The following is a 22,736-nucleotide window of genomic DNA, read 5'->3' on the forward strand; positions in this document are numbered from 1 at the left end:
CGCTTGCGCAACAAAAACTATATGTCGTCCTGTGATGCATGCGCGAACGCGACGTTGAAAACCAATCCTATCTTTGATCGGTCGATTAGGTGACGTTGCGACTACCCACCCGGGCTTATCGAGCTCTGAGCCGCATTTGTCATGTCAACGAAGATGTTACCGAGAACTCCCGGTTCCACGGTTCCGGTATGGAGTGAATCGCCCTTCAGCATTTCGTTTCCAAGAATTTGGACGGCCTGCGGCGAGTCAGCGAACTTCGTGTGGTTCGTGCTGTTCGTATCCTCGACCTTTGTTAAGTCGATCACAGTCACACCTAAGGCGTCAAGCGTTGCGACATCGGCGTCACCGACCCGGTTGACCCCCCTTGCAAGAAATCGCGACACTGACAGCGCCTTGTCATCTTCAGAGATCAGGACGTAGAACTTGCGCTCTGACGGATCAAATACGGCCATCTGTTCGGCAAAGACGTCTACATCGATATCTGCCGAGGCCAATATGATGTTTCTGAGCTTCCCACTGCTGTCAAACCTGTTCTGGATACGCGCCTGCTTCATGGCCTCTACACTCAGAAAATTTCCCATGGAATGCGCAACAAGATTGATAGCTTTTGCATTGGTCCCAATAAGTGTATCTGAACCTTCAATCAAGGCGCTTCGTGCAGCCAGAGCGCTGTTCAGATCATACACATAGTCCGTCAGTTTTCCGGCGGACGCCCAGGTGAAAAGCACAGGCACGCCGTCGAATCCGGAGTCTTCCACGAACTGACCAAGCCTCACAACGGCGTCGGTGAACGTGGTGTTGTAACCGTGCACGAAAACCAGAATGGAGTCTTCTTCGTCTGGCGCTGCTCTTATGGCCTTATTGATATCGGTGACGAACTGCCGCTCGCCCGAAAACCGTACCGGATCAATAACTGTCATATCTTTTTGGGGATCAGGTGGCAGGCGTTTAGGGCGTTCTACTTGACCCCGCTTATGACCCGGCGGGATTGTCACGGTCACTCTGGCATAACTCAGTTCGCCACGTTGCCCGGAGAACATTAATGCCGGGTCCGCCGAAGGCTGCCGCGTGGTCAGAACGTAGATGTCGTGCGTCTTCGTGCCTGCAATCTCTTCGATAGGTACGTTCGGGTTTTGTACACCGATGATCGCCTGTTCGCGGTGGCTGCATGCGGAAACCGCCAAGCCAAGAATAAGCAGCAAAACCAGTCGCATGCCAATAGTACCATTCGCCATGCCATTACTCCCAATGCTGTTCTTCGGGCGCTGAACCGGTGCCCCCCCCCGCGTGCAGCCAGCAAAAACCGTTTTCTTTGCGAATTCAAGATGGAAGAGTTTTCCTGCATGCTGTAGTGCGTTGCCAAGGCGACGAAAGCCCTTTCAGAAATTCGAAATCCGGTTACGTTCGAGCGATGAAGATGATCAAAAGCCTGATTTCCGTAGTCGCGAGTCGATTGCTTGCCTCGCTTCTCTGCGTCTCTCTTCTGACGTCGCAGACGTCCGCGCAAGCGATCACCGAGGAGGTCGATCCGGACGCGGCCCTGCCACCGGTTTTGACACATACGCCTTACCATACTCTCCAAACACTGCAAAACCTGCACGACGAATTGGTCGAAGCAAACGCGAATTATAGCCAGGAAAAATCAAGCCAAAACTATCACCGTATCGAGTTACTTGCCGATGCCCTGATTTCTCTTTTGGACGTGTCGGCGGAAAACACGGCGACGCGGCGCGACTCTAGCCTGAGGACCATCCTTGCACTCATCGACATCATCGAGCAGGTCGATCCTGCCGAGTTCGTTGTACTGCCGGACCATACTGTGGACCTGTCGGAAATCGCCGACTACTATCCTGTTCCGAGCACGCCTCTCATTCTGCAAAGAGTTGACGCGGGACCGCGGGAAGGCGAGTTCCTGTTTTCGGCAAATTCCTCGAAGATTGCGCCCAGATATCTCAGAGAAATCGCAACGCAAACACCGGAGCGTCTGGACGAGTTATGGAGCACGCGACTTCTGCAGTTTAGCGGCCCTTGGATCCCCGCCGCTCTGGAAAGGTCTTTGCCCGATATTTCAAAGGGCTTGTACTGGGGAACGCCACTCTGGAAGATCGTTTTTGCTTTTCTGTCGCTGGCTTTCGTCATGAGCGTGCTGATTTGGCTCAAATCGGCCGTGAAACGGCGAGTTGTGGCCGGTGAAATCAGGGCGAGCACAGGTAGGCTCATCCGTTCCGGCTCGACGGTCATCCTGATCTATCTGCTGAACAAGTTTTTCAACTACCAACTCTTCTTGACCGGCTCTTTCGCGCGAACAGAGACTTTCATTGCAACAGCGGTCATCTACGGCGCTCTGGCTTGGACGTTCTGGAACTTCATGGAGTACATGTCTGACAAGATCGCCGCGCGCCGCATGTCTTCTGATCGTTCTTCGGACGATAGCATGATGAGATTGTTGAACCACATCATCGCTTTGGTGGGAGTGATCTGGATACTTGCCTTTGGCGCGCAGACCATGGGTTTCCCACTGCTCAGCATTCTTGCCGGTCTCGGTGTTGGCGGTCTTGCGGTTGCACTCGCTATCCGGCCAACGTTGGAAAATCTCATTAGTGGGTTTGTGCTGTATCTCGAAAAGTCGGTTCGTGTTGGCGATTACTGCTCCTTCGGCGGTCAGGCTGGTACGGTCGAACGCATCGGCGTACGCTCCACGCATGTCCGCGCTCTGGATCGTACGCTCATCGCCATACCAAACTCGAAGTTCGTCGATATGGAGTTGGTCAATTGGGCCCAGTGCGACGAGATGCTGATCAATTCGGTCATTGGTCTTCGGTATGAAACCGACACGGATCAACTCCGCTTTGTTTTGGCCGAAATCCGGAAAATGATGCACGGCCATCCCCGTATCAAGAGCGAGACGGCGCGCGTGCGGTTTGTTGGATATGGCGCATCTTCTCTGGATATTGACGTTCGTGTTTATGCGCAAACTCGGGAATGGAATGACTTTTACGCGATCCGCGAAGACGTTTTCTTCCGGATAAAGGAAATCGTCGAGGCATCGGGCACGGGCTTCGCGTTTCCAAGTCAGACCGTCTATCTGTCGAAAGATGCAGGACTCGACGCAGCCAAGTCCAAAGCGACGGTTGAAGAGGTTGGGCGATGGCGATACAAACGGCAACTTCCGTTTCCGAACTTTTCTTCGCAGGTGCGGGAACGACTGGAAGGTACGTTGCGCTATCCGCCGCGGGGTTCGCCTGAGTACTTCGGGCCAGAAGAAGAGACGGCAAAGGTCACCGAGCCGCTTTCCGCGTCCCCGACCGAGGATCAACCGGCGGATGAAACGAACGCGCAACCCGATGACGACGGGAAGCCTGGCGATAGTGGCAAGACCAGTTGACACGTCGCAGGCTTGACGGGGCCTTCTTCGAAACGTTCAAGTTGCGTTCAGACCATGCTAGATCGGCAATGGCTTACAGGACCTCTGCGCCGCGTGACGCGGTACCTTTTGCGCGTTTGACCGTATCGCGTGGCAGTTCCTCAAAGACGGCTTGATAACTTTTCGCTAACCGTCCGCTTGACGGAAAGCCGAATTGGAATGCGACATCCCCGATTTTACAGTTTGAGTTCTTGGGATCCAGCAAGAACTGCCTTGCCCGCCACAGCCGCCGCAATTTCAGGTAACGCACCGGCGGTGCACCGTAAACATTGACAAAGCTTTTGTGCAGTCGGTTTTTACCGGCACCTGCGATCTCGTATAGCTCTTCAAGCCGCAGATCTTCATGCAAGGGACGGTCCCTGATCGCATCTCGGATCGTTGTCGTGATGTGATAGTCGTCGATTTGGCCGAGCCATGCCGAAGTGGGGCACTCCATCTTCTCCAAAAGTACGTGCGCGACCTTCGCAACGACGGCTCGTTCCTGGTCTTGTGACAGGTTCGTGCCTTCAAAAGTGGCGGCATGACGAATGCCGTCCGTTTGAAGGGAAGAAATCATCTCTTCCATTTCGAACACGCACTCCGAGCAGTCGTCGAAAATGCGACTCCCAGAGAGGAAATCCACATCGATGTCTCCAGAGATTTCCGAAAGGACAGAGTCCATTACGCGTCGCCTGATGCCCACAAGGAGCCTCACCGAGTCCTGACACGCCACGGTGTATTCATGGGTGCCGTCGAGGTAATAGGCGCTATTGAGCTCGTGCCGACAGGCATTCAACCGGAAATCACCCGTCCAAGACATAGGGGTAAGAAGTCCGATCCAGCCGGGATGCGGACGTGCGGTGAACGACGCGTAGGCGCTGCTTGCAATCTTGAGGATGAAAGTGTCGCGGCCCCAGAACTCCATCGTGCGGAAGTTCATTTGCCCCGACGAAATCTGAACGACTTCAGCTTCTTTTACCGGCATTCGGTTCAAGAAGCGGTCATGTATGCGATTTTTTAACCATGCCACACGGCTGAATTTAACATGTATTTTCGATGAATCCAGCGTTTAGGGAAGAATGGCGCCCAATGTAGGAAGAATCGTATCTTTATGGAATTGCCAAATCCAACCCGCCAAGCGCACACTTAATCCAATGATTGAAAGTTTGGAGCACGAAGTGGTCAAGCTGAAGATGCCTCGTCGTATCGCGGCGAATTCAACCCGAACGAGGACGCGATCCACGTCTTCAGTTTCCGCCGCCGCCAGTTTCATCGATTCCAAGGGACCTTAACGTGAGAATGAATTCGACACTTACAAAGCTTTCGCTTGTTTTTGCGGTCTCGCTGCCGACAGGCGTGCTGGCTCAGTCCTCGTCCGCGATTTCCTCCGGCGACACCGTCACCCAAGGCGCGACTGCTGGTGGCGTGCCCGTTCCGAACACCTCCGGCAGCCCTGCGCCGGGGGAGGCCGCTGATCTGGCCAAGCAGTTGTCGAACCCGGTCGCCAGCCTGATAAGCGTCCCGTTTCAGTTGAATTACGACACCGGTATAGGGGAGGCGGATGCGGATCGCTGGGTTCTCAACGTGCAGCCGGTTATCCCGTTCGATCTTTCCGATAACTGGAATCTGATTTCACGGACGATCGTTCCTTTCATTGATCTGGACTCGCCGGTCATCGGCGGCAGCGACACCTCGGGGCTGGGCGATATCGTCCAGTCTTTTTTCTTCTCGCCAAAGGCACCGACCAAAGGTGGCTGGATCTGGGGGGCGGGCCCGGTGCTGCTCCTGCCAACAGGCAAGGACGAATTCTCCTCCGATAACTGGGGGGTTGGTCCAACATTTGTCGCGCTGAAACAGAAGAATGGCTGGACCTATGGCGCCCTCGTCAACCACATCTGGGGCGTCGACAGCCCGTCCGATGGCCGGGACAAGACCAATGCGACCTTCCTGCAGCCCTTCCTGACCTACACGACGCCTGACGCCTGGACCTTTTCGATCAATGCCGAAGCGAGTTACGATTGGAATGAGGAAGAATGGACGGCGCCGCTGAATATCGGCGTCAGCAAGCTTGTGCATTTCGGCCAGCAACCGGTCAGCTTTCAACTGGCGGGGCGCCCGTACCTCGACTCGCCGTCGGGTGGACCCGACTGGGGGTTGCGTTTCAACGTCACCTTCCTGTTCCCGAAGTGATCTGGATCAATGAACTTTACCGACGCGCCGTCACGATGAAGTCAGCCCGGTGCTGACTTCTTTATTCGTGGCGCAGACCATTGAACGACTGTAGGAGGTTTAAATGAAGAACTCGCTAACAGCTCTGCCACTCATTTTATCCGTGATGACCGCCTCTACAGCCTATGCGCAAAGCTTCGATTTAGTGATCAACAATGGCCGCGTGATGGACCCCGAAACCGGCTTCGATCAGGTGGCCAACGTGGGCATCAACAATGGCTACATCACCGAGATCAGTACGGATGACCTTGACGGTGCGCGAGAAATCGACGCGACCGGGCATGTCGTTGCCCCCGGGTTCATCGACTTTCACAGCCACGCGCAGTCCGAATTCGGGCACAAGCTTTACGTCCGGGATGGCGTAACGACCCCGATGGACCTCGAAGTGGGCGCCTTTCCGGTGTCCGATTTCTACGACTATTGGAACGGCAAATCCTTCGTAAATTACGGAACGAACGTGGCGCATGTTGGCGCGCGCGTTGCGGTGCTCGACGGGCAGGAACCCGACGGCCGGCTTCTTTACAGCGCCGCGATGGGGGCGGCCATGAACGATGGCGCACAATTCAAGACCAAGACCTTCGATCCACTTGACGAGGTTGCAATCGTCGACGCGATTGAGGCGGAGTTGAAGCAGGGCGGGATCGGGATCGCCTATCCCATCGGATATTACACTGTGGTTGGCAGCCCGGAACTGATGGCGGTCACGGCGCTGGCCGGGAAGTACGATCTGCCGATCACGACGCATGTGCGGTATCTGGCGCAAATTCCGCCGAGTGGTTTCATGGGCCTCACCGAAATGCTGACCATCGCTCGGGAAAACGATGTGCCCTTGCTGGTCCACCATGTCCCCAGCAACTGCCTTGGCTTGACCGGCAATTGCCTTGATCTGATCGACTCGGCACGCGCCAAGGGGCAGAAAGTAATCGGCGAATTCTACCCTTATCAATACGCCGGAACTTACGTGGATGCCGATTACAACGCACCGGGTTTCGAGGCGCGCATGGGTATTCAGGCCTCGGACTACAAACTGGCCGCGACTGGCGAGCCACTGACTAACGAGGAATTCGATCGTCTGCGCAAGGAAGCACCTGCAACCGATCTGCTGATGTACACCATGAAAGAAGAATACATCGAGGAAGCCTTCACCCGACCGGGGGTGATTGTCGGATCGGACGGGATGCCTTGGATCATCACCGACGCCGATGGAAACAAGCTGGGCTTCACCGCTACATTTGACACGCCCTACGGGTCAGCAAACGGTCACGCGCGGGGTGCAGGCACACATGGGAGAATCCTGCGCATGGTGCGCGAAGAGGGCAAGGTCTCACTAATGGACGCGCTGTCCAAAATGAGCTACGAGCCGGCCCGGTTCCTCGAAGATCATGTCCCGCAGATGAAGCAGCGCGGGCGTGTGCAGGAAGGTATGGCGGCGGATATCACGATTTTCGATCCGGAGACCGTGACCGACAATGCGACCCCGACGATCGGAGAGAACTCCCTGCCGACCACGGGTATCCCTTTCGTCATCGTGAATGGACAGGTCGTGGTGGACGACTCTGTCGTGCAGAACATCCCGGCTGGTGTCGCGATCCGCAATCCTGTGGTCGAATAAGAGAGCTTTGACAATCGCTGGTCGGCAGGTAGCGTTATAAACTGAAATGGAAAAACGAAGTGGAGACGCCGATATGGTAAAACGACAGTCAAGAACAGCATTGAGCGCGTCTCTCGCGCTCATTCTTTCAACCGGGGTCGCCGTGTCGCAGGACGGCCCCATCCTGTTCACCAATGTCGATGTTTTCGACGGCGTGAACGAGACGTTGATGGAAGATGTCAACGTCGTTGTCACCGACAACTTGATTACCCAGATCTCGTCGGATGATATCGCCGTCGCCGGCGGTCAGGTGATCGACGGCGGTGGTCGCACATTGATGCCCGGGCTTTCCGATACCCACGCGCATATTACGTGGACCACGTTGCCCCAGAGCGCATTTCTTACTGCCCTCCCAGAGTACAATGCCATTCACTCGGCGGTAGACGCTGAAAACATGTTGATGCGTGGCTTCACTTCGGTAAGGGACATGGGCGGAGCTTCGTTTGGACTGAAGCAAGCGATCGATCAGGGGCTGGTTCCCGGCCCGAGAATCTATCCGTCCGGAGGGCCACTCTCACAGACTGCTGGCCACGGCGATTTTCGTTTCCCCAATCAAACCCACCCCCGTTTCGGCGGCGATCTTCCCCCACTTTACAAGTCGGGCGATGGGTATCTCACTGACGGGGTCCCGCAGGTACTGGCAGCGGCACGCGAGAATTTGCGGCATGGCGCATCCCAGATCAAGTTGATGGCTGGCGGCGGTTATTCCTCGCCGGCTGATCCTCTGTTGGGAAACCAGTTTACCTTTGATGAAATCAAGGCCGCTGTCGATACGGCTGCTGACTGGGGCACCTATGTCACGATCCATGCTTATCACAAAGAGTCCATTAATCGCGCGATTGATGCGGGCGTCAAGGATATTGGGCACGGGCAACTACTGGACAAAGAAACGCTCCAGCGTATGGCAGATGAAGGTGTGTTCCTGAGCACGCAGCCTTTTACGGTCTGCTCCGAACCGCAGCTTAGTGATTTTTCGAATGCCAAGCTCGCGATTGTTTGTGAAGGCACAGCCAAAGTGTATCAGTGGGCCAAAGAAATCCCGGAATTAAAAGTGACCTACGGTACAGATTTGTTCTTCGTGCCATCCGAGGTTGCTGAAGAGCAGGCCAAGCAGATGGAGCGTTTGCTGGACTGGTTTGAGCCCGTCGAAATATTGCGCATGGCGACAAGCAACGCCGGAGAGCTTTTCGCAATGAGCGGCGATATGCGTAACCCCTATCTTGAAGGCACTCTCGGGCTGGTGGCGGAAGGCAACTATGCCGATCTGTTGCTGGTCGAAGGCAATCCGCTTGAGGACCTGGGCGCGGTGACAGATAGCGACAACATCAAAATTATCATGAAAGACGGCGTCATCTACAAGAACACGCTTGAATGACACCGCCGCCGGAACGGTGACCATTGGGATAAGAATCCCGCCTTCCTTCCGGCAGAAATTACACCTGCATTACGAGCTGGCAATAGGAAGGAAATCGACATGAATGCTTTGAAATGTCTGAAGGCAGTGTGTTTGCCGGTCGCGGCAATAATCTGCGCTCCGAACGTGACTGTTGCACAGGATACCGGACTAGGCAGTTGGGACTGGCAGGCCGAAGTTTACTTCTGGGGCGCTGATCTTGGGGGTGAAACCACAACGGGTGCTGACATATCGATGCCCATCGACACGATTATCGAAGACCTGAAGCTTGGCTTCATGGGCGCTATTTTCGCAGAGAAAGACGATTGGCTATTCTTTGCAGATGCATTTTACCTTGATCTCGGGGACTCCGCAGGCACCTCCGCATCGGTTGGCCCGATCGAGGTTGACGTCAATGGTTCTTTTGACCTGAAGGGCTTCCAAAGTACTTTTGGTGCTGGGTACAAGATCATGAAGACAGCAGGGACTACCCTGCACGCAACGGGTGGGGTCCGATTCCTGTGGCTGGATGGCAAAGTCGAGGTGGACGCCACGGAAGCCGTTGGTGGTTCCCCTATCGACGGGCAGGTTATCAGAGAAAATGAAGCGGGCAACAACTGGGACGTCGTCGTTGGCCTTCGTGGCATTACGGAGCTGAATGATAAATGGTACTTATCCTATTATGGGGACATCGGCGCCGGCAACAGCGACTTGACCTGGCAAGCGTCACTTGCTGCAAACTATCGAATGAACCGGGCTGATCTGGTTATCGGTTACCGCTACATGGATTTTGATCTGGACAATTTCGGACCAATCGATGACCTCAATCTCGGCGGACCTTTTCTGGGCGTAAAGTTTTCTTTCTGATAAACGCCGCAGCGCGTGAGTATCTGCCGTATCAGTAAAGTTCTACCGTTTCGGCAGACATCCCGTAGCCCACTTCCACGCGCGATGCACCGTCGGAAAAGCCTACGTCCTGCACGGAATAGGCTGCATTCATCTCCCCCTCGATCCATACAGGCGCGAACAGCCCGGAAACCTCAATCCCTTTTTCATAAGTAACATGCACCATCTGGTTTGCCGGAGGTGGAGGCGTATGGATACAAGCACCGGCGTAAGGGACTAACAGGAACTCGGTCACTTTTAACCCGTCGAATTCGAGCGGCAGGACATAGCCAGGCATACGAACTTCTGCTCCTATGATTTCGGGGTTCACCGCGGTGCTCTGGGCGCGGCGTTTCTCTATGATGCGCTCGCGCTGCTCGAAGAGCCAATCTACGTCCAGACCTTCACCCAAGAGCCGATCGCGGAGTTCGCTTGCATTTTTGGACGTCATGGAAGGATTCGGGCTGTTCTTTGAACTCTCGAACCTGAGAATCTGCCTGAGTGCTTCCAATTGGTCTCGGGTCAGTTTGGCAAATGGATCTTCGATAACGGCCTGCGGTGGCGCCAATGTGTCCCAGCCTAGAACCAGTCGTTCGGCAGAGGCCGAAGATACTGCAAACAGCAGACCCAATGTGGAAACGAGAACAATTAGCTTGCGGTCTTTCACCATCAACTCCTTTCAAGCGTTCCTAGTTATACGGGCGTTCATGTTTCCCGTGCTCACCATCACACACCCGAGACAGTACCATAGTTTCCGGCGGTTAGTAGCATCATTGCGCACATCGCTATGCGCTCTGTCTCCGGGATCAGGACCAATCAGCAACCGGACATCGCTTCGCGGCCCACTGGCCTCTGCGGCCCTGTGCAAGTGCTTCATGTTTTCACCGTCATGCCGTCTGCCAAGGACAAGCGGTAGGCGCGCAAGGCTGGGACGAGGCTTACGCCTGCACCAGCAGCGACCACCGAAATCAGGACGAGCAGTTCCTTGAAAGCTGGCGGATCGATCGGGATGAACAGGCCGAAGGCGCTGTCAATCATCGGCTGCGCCACGACCAGGCCGAGATAGAGCATGCCCAAACCCAACATGGCTCCCGCAGTTGCAGTCAGTATTGCTTCGAAGACAAGGAGCCCCATAATTGCCGCTGGGCTGGCTCCCACAGCCCGAAAAATCGCCATTTCGCGCCTGCGCTCGTTGAGACTGGAAAAAATCGTCGCCATCATGCCGATGAGCGCGGTAGCGACAACCATGACAGACACAGCAGATAATGCAGTCTCTGCGACACCAACGATCCCCCATAACTCTTGAAGGGCCACGCCCGGTAAGATCGCAAGCAAGGGCTCCTCGGGGTATTCATTGATGGCGCGCTGCAACGCGAATGTTTGTATCGGGCTATTCACCCCGACAAGTGCTGCAGTGATGGCTTTCGGCGTCAGGTCCATCTGGCGGATAGCCTCCTGCGGTGTGGTCTGGCCGGGCATCCTTGCGCCGCTCTGCCAATCAACGTGGATCGCTTCGATGGCCTCCATTGAGACGATCACTGTCCGATCAACGGGGGTGCCAGTTTTTTGCAGGATGCCGGACACGCGAAAGGGCTGATCCCTGTGTTCGGTAAAAGAAGCGAGCCCGTGCGCGATGATAATTGGATCGCCTATCGAGTACCCCAGTGTCCGGGCGACATCGTATCCAATGACCGTGTCGAAGAGATCATCGAGGATGACACCAGATTCGAAGGCCAGATCTTGCCCGTTCCGGTACTTGTAGTGCTCGAAAAAGGCTGCACTCGTTCCCATGACCCGGAACTGGCGATGGCTGTCGCCGAGCGATATGGGAACGATCCAGTCAACATCCGCACGCGCCGCGATGTCTTGATAACTTTCCCAGGTCACGTTGTTTGTCGCGTTGCCAATGCGGAACACGGAATAAAGAAGAAGCTGCACCGATCCCGAGCGCGCCCCAACGATCAGATCGGTGCCAGAGATCGTATCCGCGAAACTCGTCTTTGCTCCAGTCCTCACTTTTTCCACGCCAAGGAACAGCGCAACCGACAAGCCGATTGCGAGTATCGTCATGGCGACGGTCAGAGCGCGTGCCATCAACGAGCCGAAGGCGATCCGCAAGATCACGCGGCTTGCCTGTCGGTCTCTACGGTATCGGACATGCGCACCACTCGGTCGAATCTCTCGGCCAGACGTGGGTCATGGCTGACCATCAAAAGGGTCGAGTTCTGTGCGCGGACTTGCTCAAACATCAGATCCAAAAAGGTCGCTTGCGATGTTTCGTCGAGTGAAGAGGTTGGCTCATCTGCAACCAGGATTGGCGGTTGACCGATCAGGGCGCGTGCGACGGCGACACGCTGTTGCTGACCTACGCTAAGCTTCGCGGCCTTGCTGGATACGATGCCGTCTGGCAGTCCAAGGGCACTGCAAAGATTGGCGGCGTCCTTATTTTCATCCAGGCAACGACTTCTACGTTCGGGAGCGAAGCGAAGGGGCAGCAGGATATTGTCGATAACCGATGCGAAGGGTAACAGGTTGAATTGCTGAAAGATGACACCGATATTTTCCGCTCTGAACCTGTCGCGCTTCCCACTTGACAGTGTCTTGAGATCAATCCCTGACACGGTCACAATTCCCCTGTCTGCAATGATGGTTCCGCAGATCAGAGATAGAAGCGTCGATTTTCCCGAACCGCTCTCACCAAGAAGCAGGACGGTTTCGCCCGCCCGCACGGATAGAGCCGAGACCGAAATACCAAAGGATTTCCGCCCCGGCCAACGGAAGCGGACATTCTTGAGGTCTATGTTGCCGCCTCCCAGCAAGCTCAGAAGAAGCCACGCAGGTCCAGCGTCGGCTCATCGCGCTCAACTTCAAATGCTTGTGCACCCGTCTCCGAAACGATCTGCACCTCCAACTCTCGAGCGTTCGAGAAGGTGTCGAAGTAACCAAACGAGATTTCGGTAATTGCGTCTGCATTGGCACAGGTCAGGGTGTATTCGGCGTGAAACTCTGTGTGACCTGCTTCGTTGGCGCCGTGTTCATCATGTTCGTGGGCATGATCTTCTTCATGCGCATGCTGCTCGCCATGTGCACCTTCGCCTTCCAACTCGGCGCTGGCCTGCACTACGCTGCATTCTGCGGCGGCCGGCAGGATGAAGAGTTTAAGTGGACGGGCAAGTGTCGCTACGGCCGTGTCTATGGCATTGCGATCCTCAGCGTTCACCGCCGCATACTCGAAACCGACGATATCGGCTCCAGGAGCGTGAAACTCCATGAAAACCGTGGTGTCGTCCACCGCGATATTCAATACGCCGACGCCGTGTTCATGGGCGCCAAGCGACCGTGTTTCACTGGCAAAAACGGTAGTGGCAAGCGAGGTGAAAACTAGCAAAGTTCGCTTGATCACGTATGTGGCTCCTCGTGCGCTTAAAAAGATATCATTTACATATCAAATCCGGCACAACGTCGGCAAGAGCGCCGGGCTGTGCCGTCGAGTCCAAGTTAACAATAGCAGGACCGCTTTGCACTCATGTTATCGTGAAAGCACACGAAATTTTCTCGATCAGATGCTCAGTCCCGGACAAAAATCCGAGCGCTTCGGCAGTCGCTAGACTGGGACTGCTTTTTTCGTGGGACCGAAGCGGTGACCGCTGCGGAAACAGCCAGACTGAAGGCCCGTCAGTACGCACAAACACGTTCAAATGCCACTGCCCCGATTTCGCCGAACGAGGCAGCGCAACGGTCGAGGTCAATTTCAACCTGCAATGCCCGAAGGCGTGCGAAAGCTCATGCGCAGCTTTAAACCAATCCAACGAAGAGTGATAGATGAAGATCTACATAGACCGACACCGCTATACAAATGAACGGAGCCGGAATAAGCTGAAATTCGTATGAGAAAACAAGTCGCTTTTGCAGATTGAACCCCCTTGAGCCATGAGAATAAATCGTCGACTTATCCGTTTAAGCGCAGTCTTTCTTGCAGGGTTCGTCGCAAGTCTCGCATTTGTGCTGGAGAGCAGCAGCTTCCGTTCGTGGCGCAATGCGCTTACTGCTGATTTTCTGACAGATTTGCTTGGTCAGACGGTATTGGTGGAGGGAAACGTTGACCTTGATTTTTTCCCCTCCTTCTCGCTCGAAGCCACCGGGCTGCGGCTACCTTCAGAGGCTATGCCGGGTACTGAGCTTCTGACACTGGAGACGGCACGGTTGCACCTTGCTCCGTGGACGGGGGCGGCGGGATGGACGCAGCTCCCAATGATCGAGGCAAACGGTCTGCGCATGGAACTGCTCCGCCTTGAAGACGACAGGACGAGTTGGCGAACGGCGCAGAAATCGATTGACCAAAAGCGCGGCATGTCATCGTCGGACGCAAGCCCGGCGCTCATCCGCTTCATGAGCACGCGTGACATCCATTTTTCCGACATGAAGGTGGCGGTAGAAAATCGCCAAACCGGGTTCGTCTTCGATTTCGTTCTTGATACCTTCCGAGTTGATCAGAAAGCGGTAGCCGGTGAGCGTGAGGTGGCGCTCGTGTTCGACGGAAAGTTAAACGATGAGCATGTGACATTGCATGGCGTTTTCCCTGAAGATGAAGCATTTTCGGTCACCAGCCGTATCGGCGTGACGGATCTCAGCATGAGGGGACATTCCGATCCATCACTGGGCCCACTTGGGTTCGACAGCAGGCTTGAGATCAAGACCGAGGACCTCAACGCAGTATTGCAGGCGCTTTCGCTACGCGGCGAGGTACATGGCTCCGGGCGGCTCGAGGCGCGGTTTTTACGTCGGCACGGCTTGTACGACTTCGAGGAAATCGAAACACTATTGACGCTTGAAAAAGGTCAAAGCGTAAAACTCGCCGGCTTTCTTCGCAAAGTTGGCGAGCCGCCGGAATTCGATCTGAAACTCGATGTTGATCTTCTTGGCGAGAAAACCCTCACCGCGCCGGCGATCTTTCTCCGCGACATTAGACCCGAAGCTCTCGGAATGCGTCTGGTTGGCGCGGACAAGCTGCTGTCCATCGAGGATTTCAACCTTGCGACTAACGCCTTTTCGGAACATCTCAGCGATATCGGTCCTTTCCGCGTCGGCGACATAAAGCGAACGCCAGACGGCAAGTTGGCGCTACGTGACGTGTCCTTTGCGCTCGGACCGCTGGACAAGCCGTTTTTCTCCGCTGCGGGGCACATGGACGATCTGCTAAATCTGCGCGGATATGATGTAAAAGGCGATCTCGACCTGCCTGCCGCGCAGGTCCTGCGCACCTTGCGCCCCGAGCGCGTTCATGAATTCGGTCGCTTGCTAGGGCATGTGTACATAACCGAAGTAGACGGGCGGACCGTTTTGGAGGACTTTGAAATAGAGGAACGCGACAGCGATCTGTGGGACGGATACCTCTCGCTACGCTCGGAAAGCTTGTTTCCCCTTAAGGATACAAGCCTTTCCGTCGCGCTATCCGCGCCTGACGGGGCCTCTTTTCTGGAAGCGCTGCAACTCACCCCCGTGGATACTGGCGCTGCCGGGGTCGCCCTCGATCTGGTCCGCCATAGCAAGGGGATTGAAGCCAGCGGTGAAGTGAGCACTGGCGAAACCCGTATCTCCTTGATGGGCGATCTGAACATCATCGCCGGCGCGCCGGTATTGCGCGGCTCCATAAATAGCAAGGCGGTGTATCTTCGTGATTTGCAGAACGCGATCCGTACCGTGCGGGAAGTATCCCGCGAGCCCGGTGTTTATCTGGAGATGCGGTCAGTGCAGTTGAAAGAACACCTCGACCCCACCGCTAGCGAGGATTTGTCGGGCTTTCAGCCGCTGGTGTTGCCCGCAGCCGAGCCGGAACTGAGGGAAGAGGATCTGTCGGATTTCCAGCCGCTCGTCCTTCCGTCCCCCGCGCCCGCCGTTGAAGACCTGTCGGACTTTCAGCCGCTGGTGTTGGGTGATGATGCGGGAGATTTGAGCCTCGCTGCTCTGAAGAATCCTGCGGAACTCTTGCGAGTCCTTGACGCCGAGATCGACATCACATTCGACAAGATCATCGGGCAGGAAGGTATCTCGCACATGGCCAGTGCATTCACGGCCCAAAACGGACGCGCATGGCTTGGCCCGCTCAGGGTCGATTACGGCGGCGGTTTTGCTTCGTTCTTTGCAACGGTAGACGCTCTCAACCGTCCGGACTGGATTGAATTGTCCGGCAGTACAGGGGGCTGGGACGTGGGCCGGCTGACCAATGGTCTGGGCGGGAAAGTGCATGCAACAGGTACATTGACCGGCCGGTTTGACCTTGCCGCGCGCTTTCCCGAACCGCAGGACTTTGCCAGCAGCCTTACTGGTAGCGCCGAGATTGAGATGGGGCCCGGGCAGGTTTCCACGACCCTGATCGATCTCGCTGGGTTGGGCGTTCTACCGTGGCTTTTTTCTGCGGATCGCCGTGCAGGGTTTTCGCCGATCTCTTGCATACGTGCGCCGCTGCGTTTTGACAGCGGGCGAGTCACGATAAACGACGCTGTACTGGAGACTGCCCGCGTGCAAGTGGTTGCCAAAGGCGATCTCGATTACCTGAAAGACACGATCGACCTGCGGGCTGAGCCGCGCCCTCTCGGTCGTCCGTTGGCACGCAGCGCCTGGCCCTTCGAGATCAGCGGGCAACTTTCCAAGCCAATTGTGAAGTTGGTCCAGCGCAACAAACGGCGAGCAACCGAACCCATTACCATGCCGGACTCTCGCGTGCCTTGCATTGCGGATGTAGCCCAGATTCGAGCCGCGCCCGATCCTGCTCTACGCACGGGCCCGCATTGACTTCAACCTTGTGCGGCTTGGCAACGCTCCATCTCGGCGATGGCCCGCGCCGATCCGGTCAGGTCCACTTCGAATTCCCCGCCCTCGGGTCCCAACACGCGCAGAGACCTGCGCTTGGCGATTTCTAGGGCAAATGCCGGGTTGTTAAAAAAGGCCCTGCCGCCGGGCATTCCGTCTCGGACCATCATTTCCACTTCCCCGGCGAATTTCTCTTCGGAGGTAAAGAACTTCACGTTACCCGTCTCGTCTAACGGCCTTTCCAACCAATCGGCGCTGAACGCGGAAATGAACCCGCCCTCGAGGTCTGGCAGGTAGCCGAAGGCAAGCCGGATGCCACTTTCGAAATCCTTCTCGATGTAGCAACCGTTTCCGACCGCTGCGTCTATGCGAACATGCCAGTCGCCGCTCGTGCCCCATTCGGAGACCTGAGCTTCTGCCCAATTTCCCGAAAGGGCGACCCATACTAAGCCAATCACCAGATGTTTCATCATTTCCTCGCCAGTCCGCGGAGCCTTGCTGACTGTGCACTCCGTGTAAGCCAAAGAGCAACGGCACGGGACTTGCTGTGGGCATGTAGGCCCAACTGGACCGAGCGTGCATATTTGGGCGTTATGAGGAACAATAATGGAGCACAGCCCAACTTGACAAGAATCTGATCTTTACACAGTTTGCCCATTCGATTGGAGGGTATTGTATTGGAACGAGAATTTCTTGCATATTCTCAATGGTGTTGTCAGAAGGAATTTGGTTGAGGCGGGCAGGGCGGTTTCGTAGCCTCCGGCCATGCCCAAGTGTGATCCATTCAAATACTTTCATAGCAGCCCGGAAATTATCCGCTTGGCGGTCATGATGTACGTTCGTTTCCCTTTGTCGCTGCGGAATGTCGAAGATCTGCTGCACGAGCGCGGAATTGATGTAAGTCACGAGACGATCCGTTTCTGGTGGAACAGATTTGGTCCGATGTTCGCGTCAGAAATCCGGCGTCGGCGGGCGGAAAGACTGCGATCCGGGCGGCAATGGCAGTGGCATGTCGACGAGGTTTTCGTGAAGATCAACGGCGAACGTCACTACATGTGGCGCGCTGTTGATCACGAAGGCGAAGTTCTGGAAGCCGTGGTCACGAAACGTCGAAACAAGCGAGCCGCTCTGAAATTCCTCAGAAAATTGATGCGGCGCTACGATCGGCCGGAAGTTCTGGTGACGGACCGCCTCCCTTCGTACCGTGCGGCGTTGCGGGAGATTGGAGCGGCCGATCTGCAGCATATAGGCCGTTGGTTGAACAATCGGGTTGAGAATTCGCACCTGCCATTCCGACGAAGAGAACGGGCCATGCAGCGCTTCCGGCGCATGCGAAGTTTGCAGAAGTTCGCCGCCGTTCATTCCTCCGTTTACAACCATTTCAACCAGGAGCGCCACCTCTACACCCGCGAAAACTTCAAGCTGATCCGCAACGCCGCTCTCGCCGAGTGGCGTAAGCTCTGTTCCGCCTAAGTTCCCGTGGTTATTGGGAAACTGAGACTGGTTAGAATCTGTCTGACTGCACCATCCGCAGCATCAGCCCCGGATGATAGCCGGGTCGACCCGTCGCAGCCGCCGAGGTCTGGAAACCCAATTCCGCCAAACTGAGCATGTCGACAAATGCATCAATCGCGCGGACAGGGCTGTTTTCACCCACATAGTCGCCCAGACATTCGGGCAGCAACATCGACTGCTGCCGGTCCACACCTACGATAAACTGCCCCATTGAATGCCTCCACATCAATTGCCGAAATCACACCATCCAACAGCCAATAAAGGGAGTTTTCACACAGCCTCTCCGCATCTCGGTCATAGCCCCGTTTTTTGTCTGGGTCCGGTCCTGGCAAGAGCAGACCTTCAGGCGCAAATCCTCAAAATTTCCATGACCAAAGACCGCTGTCCGATACATTGCAGTCATCCGATTAAAACTCTCAAATGACCGGGTCGAGCCCGGAGCGGACGTTGCCTTCGCTACGGCAAAATGCCCTTTCGCTATCCGGCAGCGTAAGTTACAGTCTGCTGCACCAACGTTGGTTTCAGGGCCTCTTGGGGGTAGGCAGAACCGCATGAACTTTCAGGTCACCAATAGATTTCAGTGCGGCAATTTTTCGACGGATGACCCAAGCGAATTCGAGATGGCTGTGCAGCCTTGGGACCTCTTGATTGACGGCCGTGATCAAGGAAAGAGCAAGTTTGGGTTGGACTTCATCAGCTTCCCCGGGCTGTCGGTACTGCGAGAAAGCTATGGAGATGACGTTCGGCTGATAGGGCTGCCGCCGCCTGGCCACCTTGTCCTAGCCATTCCTTTCGGAGGCGATGGCCAGTCAATTGCCTTTGGTGAGCCGGTTATTGACCACCAGCTCTATTCTCTGGCCGGTGATCCTCTAGAAGTGAGATACCGCGGCGGACAAACGGTACTGACAATTGAGATAGAAATTGCACAGGCTTTCGAGCCCACGCTTGAGCTTGCAATGGACAAGCTCGCTTCGCGCGGCCGGCATTCGGCATTTTCGCCATCACCCCAGAAGGTGCGTACAATTGCGCGAAAGCTCGAAGAGCTATTCCCGCCGGCATACACGGACCGGGCGACTCATATAAAAGAAACCGCTGACGTGATACGGGAGTTCATTGAAGACGCACTGATCGATGCAGTCCTCCCTGATGGACTTGATTCAATTCATGGGAAGAAGCTCGGTCAAAATGCGGCTGTAGTGGCGGCCCTTGAGTACCTTCGCACCCCCGATACCGAGTGCGTGTCTGTTGCAGCCCTGTGCGAAGCGGTAGGTGTCAACAAGAGAACACTCGAACGTGGAGTGCGTGAGAAATTCGATTGCACCGTCGTTCAACTGTTGCAGAAATGGAGGATGCACGCGGCGCGTCAGCGCTTGTTGGAGGCCGGCCCGAAGGACACCACCGTCGCTCACATTGCGACATCGCTTGGCTTCTATGATCTTGGTCGCTTTGCCTCTCGGTACCGACAGCGGTTTGGGGAATACCCGTCGGATACCTTGTCGGCAGCAGCTCGGTGGGTTGCTCGTCAAAGCCGCAGCGCAGCTCCCCGGCGTTTCCCGGTCTGAAAGGCGAAGCTGAACAAACGCTCAGAAGGCATCTGAGACGCGGATAAACTGTCGCAAATTACGCAGACGGCTTTCATATGGCTCGCTAAATACTAGTAGCGATCAGATGGAGTGGGAAATGCGTGAGTTTGCAAGCAATATGCCTTGGACAGCAATGCTGATTGGTGGATCGGTCACCTTTGCTGCTGCCAGCCCAACCGCCGGCGATGAGATGATGCCGGTGACCGAAGAAACCTTCATTCGCGCCGAGGTGGACGCGCGCATTCTACGCTTCATCGAGGCCGGTGGAATGAACAGGGGGCTGGTCTATGACGCCCCGACGCCCGTCGACAATCAGGCCGTCCCACGCATGAACCGCGATACGCTCTATGCGGGTATCCCGATCGACACGTCCGAGCGGTTTACAATCACGGTGCCCGAGGTCCCCGATGGCCGCTACCTGTCGGTTTACATGATCGACAACGACCATTTCGCCATCGACATCCTGTCCGAGCCAGGCATCTACGAATTCGGCCCGCAAGACACGCGGTATATCGTGGCGCTGCCGCGTGTGCAGGTGCTGGACGCGAGCGACGAAAGCGACGTTGAAATTGCGCGGCGCCTCTTGGCTCAGGTCGAGGTCACCTCTGGTAGCATGGAGCCCAAGACCGCCAATTGGAACTGGGAACAGATGGTCGCAATGCGTCCCGGCTATGAAGAAAAACTTGAAGCCTTCACGCAATATCCGCCCAGTTTTCAGGACACGCGCGCCTCGGGCAATGTGATCCCAGAACATCACCGGATTGCCGTTGCCACTTCCTGGGGGGTCTTCCCCAATTATGAGGCCGCCTACATTAACTTTTCGGGTCCTGAAGGGCCTGCCGGGGTCGAGACTTGCTACACCGCAAACTATACGCCGCCCGAAAATGACGCTTTCTGGTCGATCACCATGTACAATGAGGAAGGCTATCTCTTCAGTGACAACCATGCGGTTCTGAACCCGGCAAACACAAAGCTGAACGCGGATGGCAGCTTCGATGCTTTCTTTGGTTCTGAGGAACTTTGTGGCGATGTCGCAAATCGCCTTGATACGTCCGAAGGCTGGAATTTCCTGATGCGCGTCTATCGCCCCGCTGAAAGCGTCAGCGCGGGGGAATACGTTTTGCCGGACGTCGAACCTGCAAATTAACTGCCGCAGAGCCGCAGATCAAAACTCAACGGGGAGATTGTTTAAATGCCGATGTTCCGTACCGCCCTGCTGGCAGCAACGCTGGCGGTGGTCCCGCAATTCGTCGGAGCCGATGGGCCAACCTACGCTGCCAACGTGCCCGAGAAGCTCTTGACGCCCGATGTGGTCGAAACGGAACGCCTCGGGACGCTCTACTTTTTCGACGGCTTGCCCTCGGAAGAGACCATCGACAAGCTTTGGGACAATCTCGATTTCATGCGTGGCGTGGACGCGTTCTTGCACGGTATCCCGGCCACCTCGATCCAGGCCTTTTGCGAAGGTCTCAAGGCGGCCGGTGTGCCCCCCTTTACGGTCGGGATCACCGAGGGTTTGCTCGATGCCAGAGGCCTCATGCTGACGGCAAACTCCACGACGATGTATGTCCTGACCTGTATCGACACCAAGTCAGGCCCGGTTGTCATGGACGTCCCGCCCATTACGCTCGGGCCGATTGACGACGCCTATTTCCGCTGGGTGACCGATGTGGGCTTCACCGGTCCCGATCAGGGCCGCGGCGGTCGGTATCTGTTCGTGCCACCAGGATACGACGGTGCGTTGCCGCAAACCGGTTTCCATGTCGTTCATTCACCGACCTACAAGAATTGGATGTTGATGCGGGCTTTCGTTCTCGATGACGGGCTGGAGGGGACCGTGAAGCGGGTCAAGGACCATCTTCGGATCTTTCCCTTCGCCGAGATAGAAAATCCGCCAGAACAACAATTCGTGCAGCTTACGGGCAAGCAATGGAACTCTATCCACGGAAATAACTTCTCTTTCTATGAAGAGTTGAATGCGACGGTGCAATACGAGCCTCCTGACGCTTTTCCGCCGGAAATCGCCGGTATCTTTAACAGCATCGGCATCCGGCACGGGAAGCCATTTCAGCCCGACGAGCGGATGCAAAGCATCCTGATCGAGGCGGGAAAGGTCGGCAACGCTACGGCGCGGGCGCAATCTTTCAGTCCGCGCGACCCGGGCGTTTACCTTTTCGAAGGGCGCCAGTGGACAACGCCGTATGCTCGTCTGAGCCACGAGTTTCTCGAAGATGGCGCCCGCATCTTGAGCGATCGGACCTTCTTTCATTACCTGGCGACGGGCGTCACCCCCGCCATGGTCAGACCCCAAGTCGGCTCCGGCTCGGTCTATGGCTTCACCGCGAAGGACTCGGAGGGCAACTATCTCGACGGAGGCAAGACCTATCGCATCGATCTGGAGGCACCTGTCCCCGCCGGCGATTTCTGGTCTTTCACAGTCTACGACAACCAGCACCGCTCGATGCTGGAGACGGATCAAAAGCTCGCCGGAATAGATAGTACCGTGCCTGGGATCGAACCGAACGAGGACGGCTCATGGACCATCTGGTTTGGTCCTGAACCTCCTGAAGGCAAAGAAGGCAACTGGGTTCAAACCATGCCCGGTAAATCCTGGTCTTCGATCATTCGGCTTTATGGGCCGGGCCAGGAATGGTTCGATAAAACCTGGGTTCCCGGGGATTTCGTGAGGGTTGAAGAGTGATGCCACAGATCGGCCAGCACGAGTTGGGGAATAACGGCCCGGAGATGAATGCAGTTGAGTACAAGGCCACCTTTGATCGAACAATAGTGAGGCATGGGATGCGAAGGATTGCGACGCTTACAACATTTTTAGCACTTGCGATATTTGCGGGTTCGGTTTCCGCCGAAGAGCGTGATTTCGAGAAAGAGAGATTTGAGCGGCGCGCCTACGAAAGCGCCCTTTGGGCGCAACCGCTCGTGGCGGGTAACCAGATGATTGCGGGCGCGATAGATGCAGGTCAGGCGCTCAACCAAGTCGCGTATTTCTCACAACCGCCCAACTGGAAATTTCAGTCGCCCACGCCGAATAACTCTACGCCCTATGTTCAGCTCATTTACGATGTGAAAGATGGGCCAGTAGTAGTGGAACTTCCCGCAGCGACCGAAACCTACAGCATCTTTGGCACGTTCCTCGATGTCTGGCAGCGACCGATTGTCGATGTTGGCCCCGATGGCGATGACAAAGGCGAAGGGGGCAAATACTCCCTGTACGCGTCGAATTCGGACACCGTGGTGCCGTAAGGATAT

At 55.9% G+C, this 22,736-nt stretch carries 18 protein-coding genes and 1 pseudogene; 11 read left to right on the plus strand and 8 right to left on the minus strand.

Annotated elements, in window-relative coordinates; translation table 11 throughout:
* Positions 1-101: 101 nt before the first annotated feature.
* Positions 102-1,235, minus strand: a complete 1,134-nt coding sequence (locus tag AC2FMM_RS03425; RefSeq protein ID WP_496795787.1) for an alpha/beta hydrolase — start codon at positions 1,233-1,235, stop codon at positions 102-104.
* 176 nt (positions 1,236-1,411) lie between these two features.
* Here AC2FMM_RS03425 and AC2FMM_RS03430 point away from each other — a divergent pair, with 176 nt between their 5' ends.
* Complete coding sequence (locus AC2FMM_RS03430) at positions 1,412-3,385, plus strand: mechanosensitive ion channel family protein (RefSeq protein ID WP_224890509.1); 1,974 nt, start codon at positions 1,412-1,414, stop codon at positions 3,383-3,385.
* Between the two features lie 73 nt (positions 3,386-3,458).
* Here AC2FMM_RS03430 and AC2FMM_RS03435 read toward each other — a convergent pair whose 3' ends face one another.
* Positions 3,459-4,388, minus strand: a complete 930-nt coding sequence (locus AC2FMM_RS03435) for a helix-turn-helix domain-containing protein (protein WP_496795788.1) — start codon at positions 4,386-4,388, stop codon at positions 3,459-3,461.
* Positions 4,389-4,702: 314 nt separating this feature from the next.
* Here AC2FMM_RS03435 and AC2FMM_RS03440 point away from each other — a divergent pair, with 314 nt between their 5' ends.
* From AC2FMM_RS03440 to AC2FMM_RS03455, 4 genes are all read left to right on the plus strand, one after another.
* The gene (locus AC2FMM_RS03440) at positions 4,703-5,593 is read left to right on the plus strand and encodes a transporter (RefSeq protein WP_224890511.1); all 891 of its coding nucleotides are present in this window, start codon (positions 4,703-4,705) and stop codon (positions 5,591-5,593) included.
* 103 nt (positions 5,594-5,696) lie between these two features.
* Complete coding sequence (locus tag AC2FMM_RS03445) at positions 5,697-7,244, plus strand: amidohydrolase family protein (protein ID WP_496713234.1); 1,548 nt, start codon at positions 5,697-5,699, stop codon at positions 7,242-7,244.
* Between the two features lie 46 nt (positions 7,245-7,290).
* A complete protein-coding gene (locus AC2FMM_RS03450) occupies positions 7,291-8,658 on the plus strand; it encodes a metal-dependent hydrolase family protein (RefSeq protein WP_217897916.1) in 1,368 nt (455 codons plus the stop codon).
* A gap of 99 nt (positions 8,659-8,757) precedes the next feature.
* Complete coding sequence (locus AC2FMM_RS03455) at positions 8,758-9,543, plus strand: porin family protein (RefSeq protein ID WP_093964984.1); 786 nt, start codon at positions 8,758-8,760, stop codon at positions 9,541-9,543.
* 31 nt (positions 9,544-9,574) lie between these two features.
* Here the strand turns inward: AC2FMM_RS03455 and AC2FMM_RS03460 are convergent, their stop codons facing one another.
* The 4 genes from AC2FMM_RS03460 to AC2FMM_RS03475 all read right to left on the minus strand — a co-directional run bounded on the left by AC2FMM_RS03460 (position 9,575) and on the right by AC2FMM_RS03475 (position 12,964).
* Positions 9,575-10,228, minus strand: coding sequence for a DUF3299 domain-containing protein (locus tag AC2FMM_RS03460; protein WP_496795789.1), 654 nt, complete (start codon positions 10,226-10,228; stop codon positions 9,575-9,577).
* Positions 10,229-10,434: 206 nt separating this feature from the next.
* Positions 10,435-11,685 (minus strand): ABC transporter permease, encoded by a 1,251-nt coding sequence (locus tag AC2FMM_RS03465; RefSeq protein WP_093964986.1) that lies wholly within the window; start codon positions 11,683-11,685, stop codon positions 10,435-10,437.
* Positions 11,682-12,377, minus strand: coding sequence for an ABC transporter ATP-binding protein (locus AC2FMM_RS03470; protein WP_496713239.1), 696 nt, complete (start codon positions 12,375-12,377; stop codon positions 11,682-11,684). The genes AC2FMM_RS03465 and AC2FMM_RS03470 overlap by 4 nt, the downstream gene beginning before the upstream one ends.
* A gap of 5 nt (positions 12,378-12,382) precedes the next feature.
* Entirely contained in the window at positions 12,383-12,964 is a 582-nt protein-coding gene (locus tag AC2FMM_RS03475; RefSeq protein ID WP_306372403.1) for a DUF2796 domain-containing protein, read from the minus strand.
* A 599-nt stretch (positions 12,965-13,563) separates the two neighbouring features.
* On the opposite strand from AC2FMM_RS03475, the gene AC2FMM_RS03480 reads away from it, so the two are divergent.
* Positions 13,564-16,353 carry a hypothetical protein gene (locus AC2FMM_RS03480; RefSeq protein WP_496795790.1) on the plus strand — a complete coding sequence of 930 codons (2,790 nt, stop codon included), beginning with the start codon at positions 13,564-13,566 and terminating at the stop codon, positions 16,351-16,353.
* 2 nt (positions 16,354-16,355) lie between these two features.
* On the opposite strand, the gene AC2FMM_RS03485 is transcribed toward AC2FMM_RS03480, so the two are convergent.
* Positions 16,356-16,841, minus strand: coding sequence for a hypothetical protein (locus AC2FMM_RS03485; RefSeq protein WP_093964988.1), 486 nt, complete (start codon positions 16,839-16,841; stop codon positions 16,356-16,358).
* A gap of 295 nt (positions 16,842-17,136) precedes the next feature.
* On the opposite strand from AC2FMM_RS03485, the gene AC2FMM_RS03490 reads away from it, so the two are divergent.
* On the plus strand, positions 17,137-17,844 hold the full coding sequence (locus AC2FMM_RS03490) for an IS6 family transposase (protein WP_496795791.1): 708 nt from the start codon (positions 17,137-17,139) through the stop codon (positions 17,842-17,844).
* A 52-nt stretch (positions 17,845-17,896) separates the two neighbouring features.
* Here the strand turns inward: AC2FMM_RS03490 and AC2FMM_RS03495 are convergent.
* Positions 17,897-18,097, minus strand: a pseudogene (locus AC2FMM_RS03495) (transposase); the annotation flags it as partial.
* Between the two features lie 340 nt (positions 18,098-18,437).
* Between AC2FMM_RS03495 and AC2FMM_RS03500 the strand changes: the two are divergent.
* From AC2FMM_RS03500 to AC2FMM_RS03515, 4 genes are all read left to right on the plus strand, one after another.
* Complete coding sequence (locus AC2FMM_RS03500) at positions 18,438-19,448, plus strand: helix-turn-helix domain-containing protein (protein ID WP_496795792.1); 1,011 nt, start codon at positions 18,438-18,440, stop codon at positions 19,446-19,448.
* A gap of 139 nt (positions 19,449-19,587) precedes the next feature.
* Positions 19,588-20,616 (plus strand): DUF1214 domain-containing protein, encoded by a 1,029-nt coding sequence (locus tag AC2FMM_RS03505; RefSeq protein WP_496795793.1) that lies wholly within the window; start codon positions 19,588-19,590, stop codon positions 20,614-20,616.
* Positions 20,617-20,661: 45 nt separating this feature from the next.
* Complete coding sequence (locus AC2FMM_RS03510) at positions 20,662-22,170, plus strand: DUF1254 domain-containing protein (RefSeq protein WP_496795794.1); 1,509 nt, start codon at positions 20,662-20,664, stop codon at positions 22,168-22,170.
* A complete protein-coding gene (locus AC2FMM_RS03515; protein ID WP_496712171.1) occupies positions 22,170-22,730 on the plus strand; it encodes a DUF1254 domain-containing protein in 561 nt (186 codons plus the stop codon). Before AC2FMM_RS03510 ends, AC2FMM_RS03515 begins: the two co-directional genes overlap by 1 nt.
* Positions 22,731-22,736 lie beyond the last annotated feature (6 nt).

It is taken from the genome of Ruegeria sp. BHSC043, assembly GCF_059612985.1.

Coding starts and splice junctions, on each gene's coding strand:
- AC2FMM_RS03425 (WP_496795787.1), bottom strand. CDS start 1,235: ATGGCGAATGGTACTATTGGCATGCGACTGGTTTTGCTGCTTATTCTT.
- AC2FMM_RS03430 (WP_224890509.1), top strand. CDS start 1,412: ATGAAGATGATCAAAAGCCTGATTTCCGTAGTCGCGAGTCGATTGCTT.
- AC2FMM_RS03435 (WP_496795788.1), bottom strand. CDS start 4,388: ATGCCGGTAAAAGAAGCTGAAGTCGTTCAGATTTCGTCGGGGCAAATG.
- AC2FMM_RS03440 (WP_224890511.1), top strand. CDS start 4,703: ATGAATTCGACACTTACAAAGCTTTCGCTTGTTTTTGCGGTCTCGCTG.
- AC2FMM_RS03445 (WP_496713234.1), top strand. CDS start 5,697: ATGAAGAACTCGCTAACAGCTCTGCCACTCATTTTATCCGTGATGACC.
- AC2FMM_RS03450 (WP_217897916.1), top strand. CDS start 7,291: ATGGAAAAACGAAGTGGAGACGCCGATATGGTAAAACGACAGTCAAGA.
- AC2FMM_RS03455 (WP_093964984.1), top strand. CDS start 8,758: ATGAATGCTTTGAAATGTCTGAAGGCAGTGTGTTTGCCGGTCGCGGCA.
- AC2FMM_RS03485 (WP_093964988.1), bottom strand. CDS start 16,841: ATGAAACATCTGGTGATTGGCTTAGTATGGGTCGCCCTTTCGGGAAAT.
- AC2FMM_RS03490 (WP_496795791.1), top strand. CDS start 17,137: ATGCCCAAGTGTGATCCATTCAAATACTTTCATAGCAGCCCGGAAATT.
- AC2FMM_RS03500 (WP_496795792.1), top strand. CDS start 18,438: ATGAACTTTCAGGTCACCAATAGATTTCAGTGCGGCAATTTTTCGACG.
- AC2FMM_RS03505 (WP_496795793.1), top strand. CDS start 19,588: ATGCCTTGGACAGCAATGCTGATTGGTGGATCGGTCACCTTTGCTGCT.
- AC2FMM_RS03510 (WP_496795794.1), top strand. CDS start 20,662: ATGCCGATGTTCCGTACCGCCCTGCTGGCAGCAACGCTGGCGGTGGTC.
- AC2FMM_RS03515 (WP_496712171.1), top strand. CDS start 22,170: ATGCCACAGATCGGCCAGCACGAGTTGGGGAATAACGGCCCGGAGATG.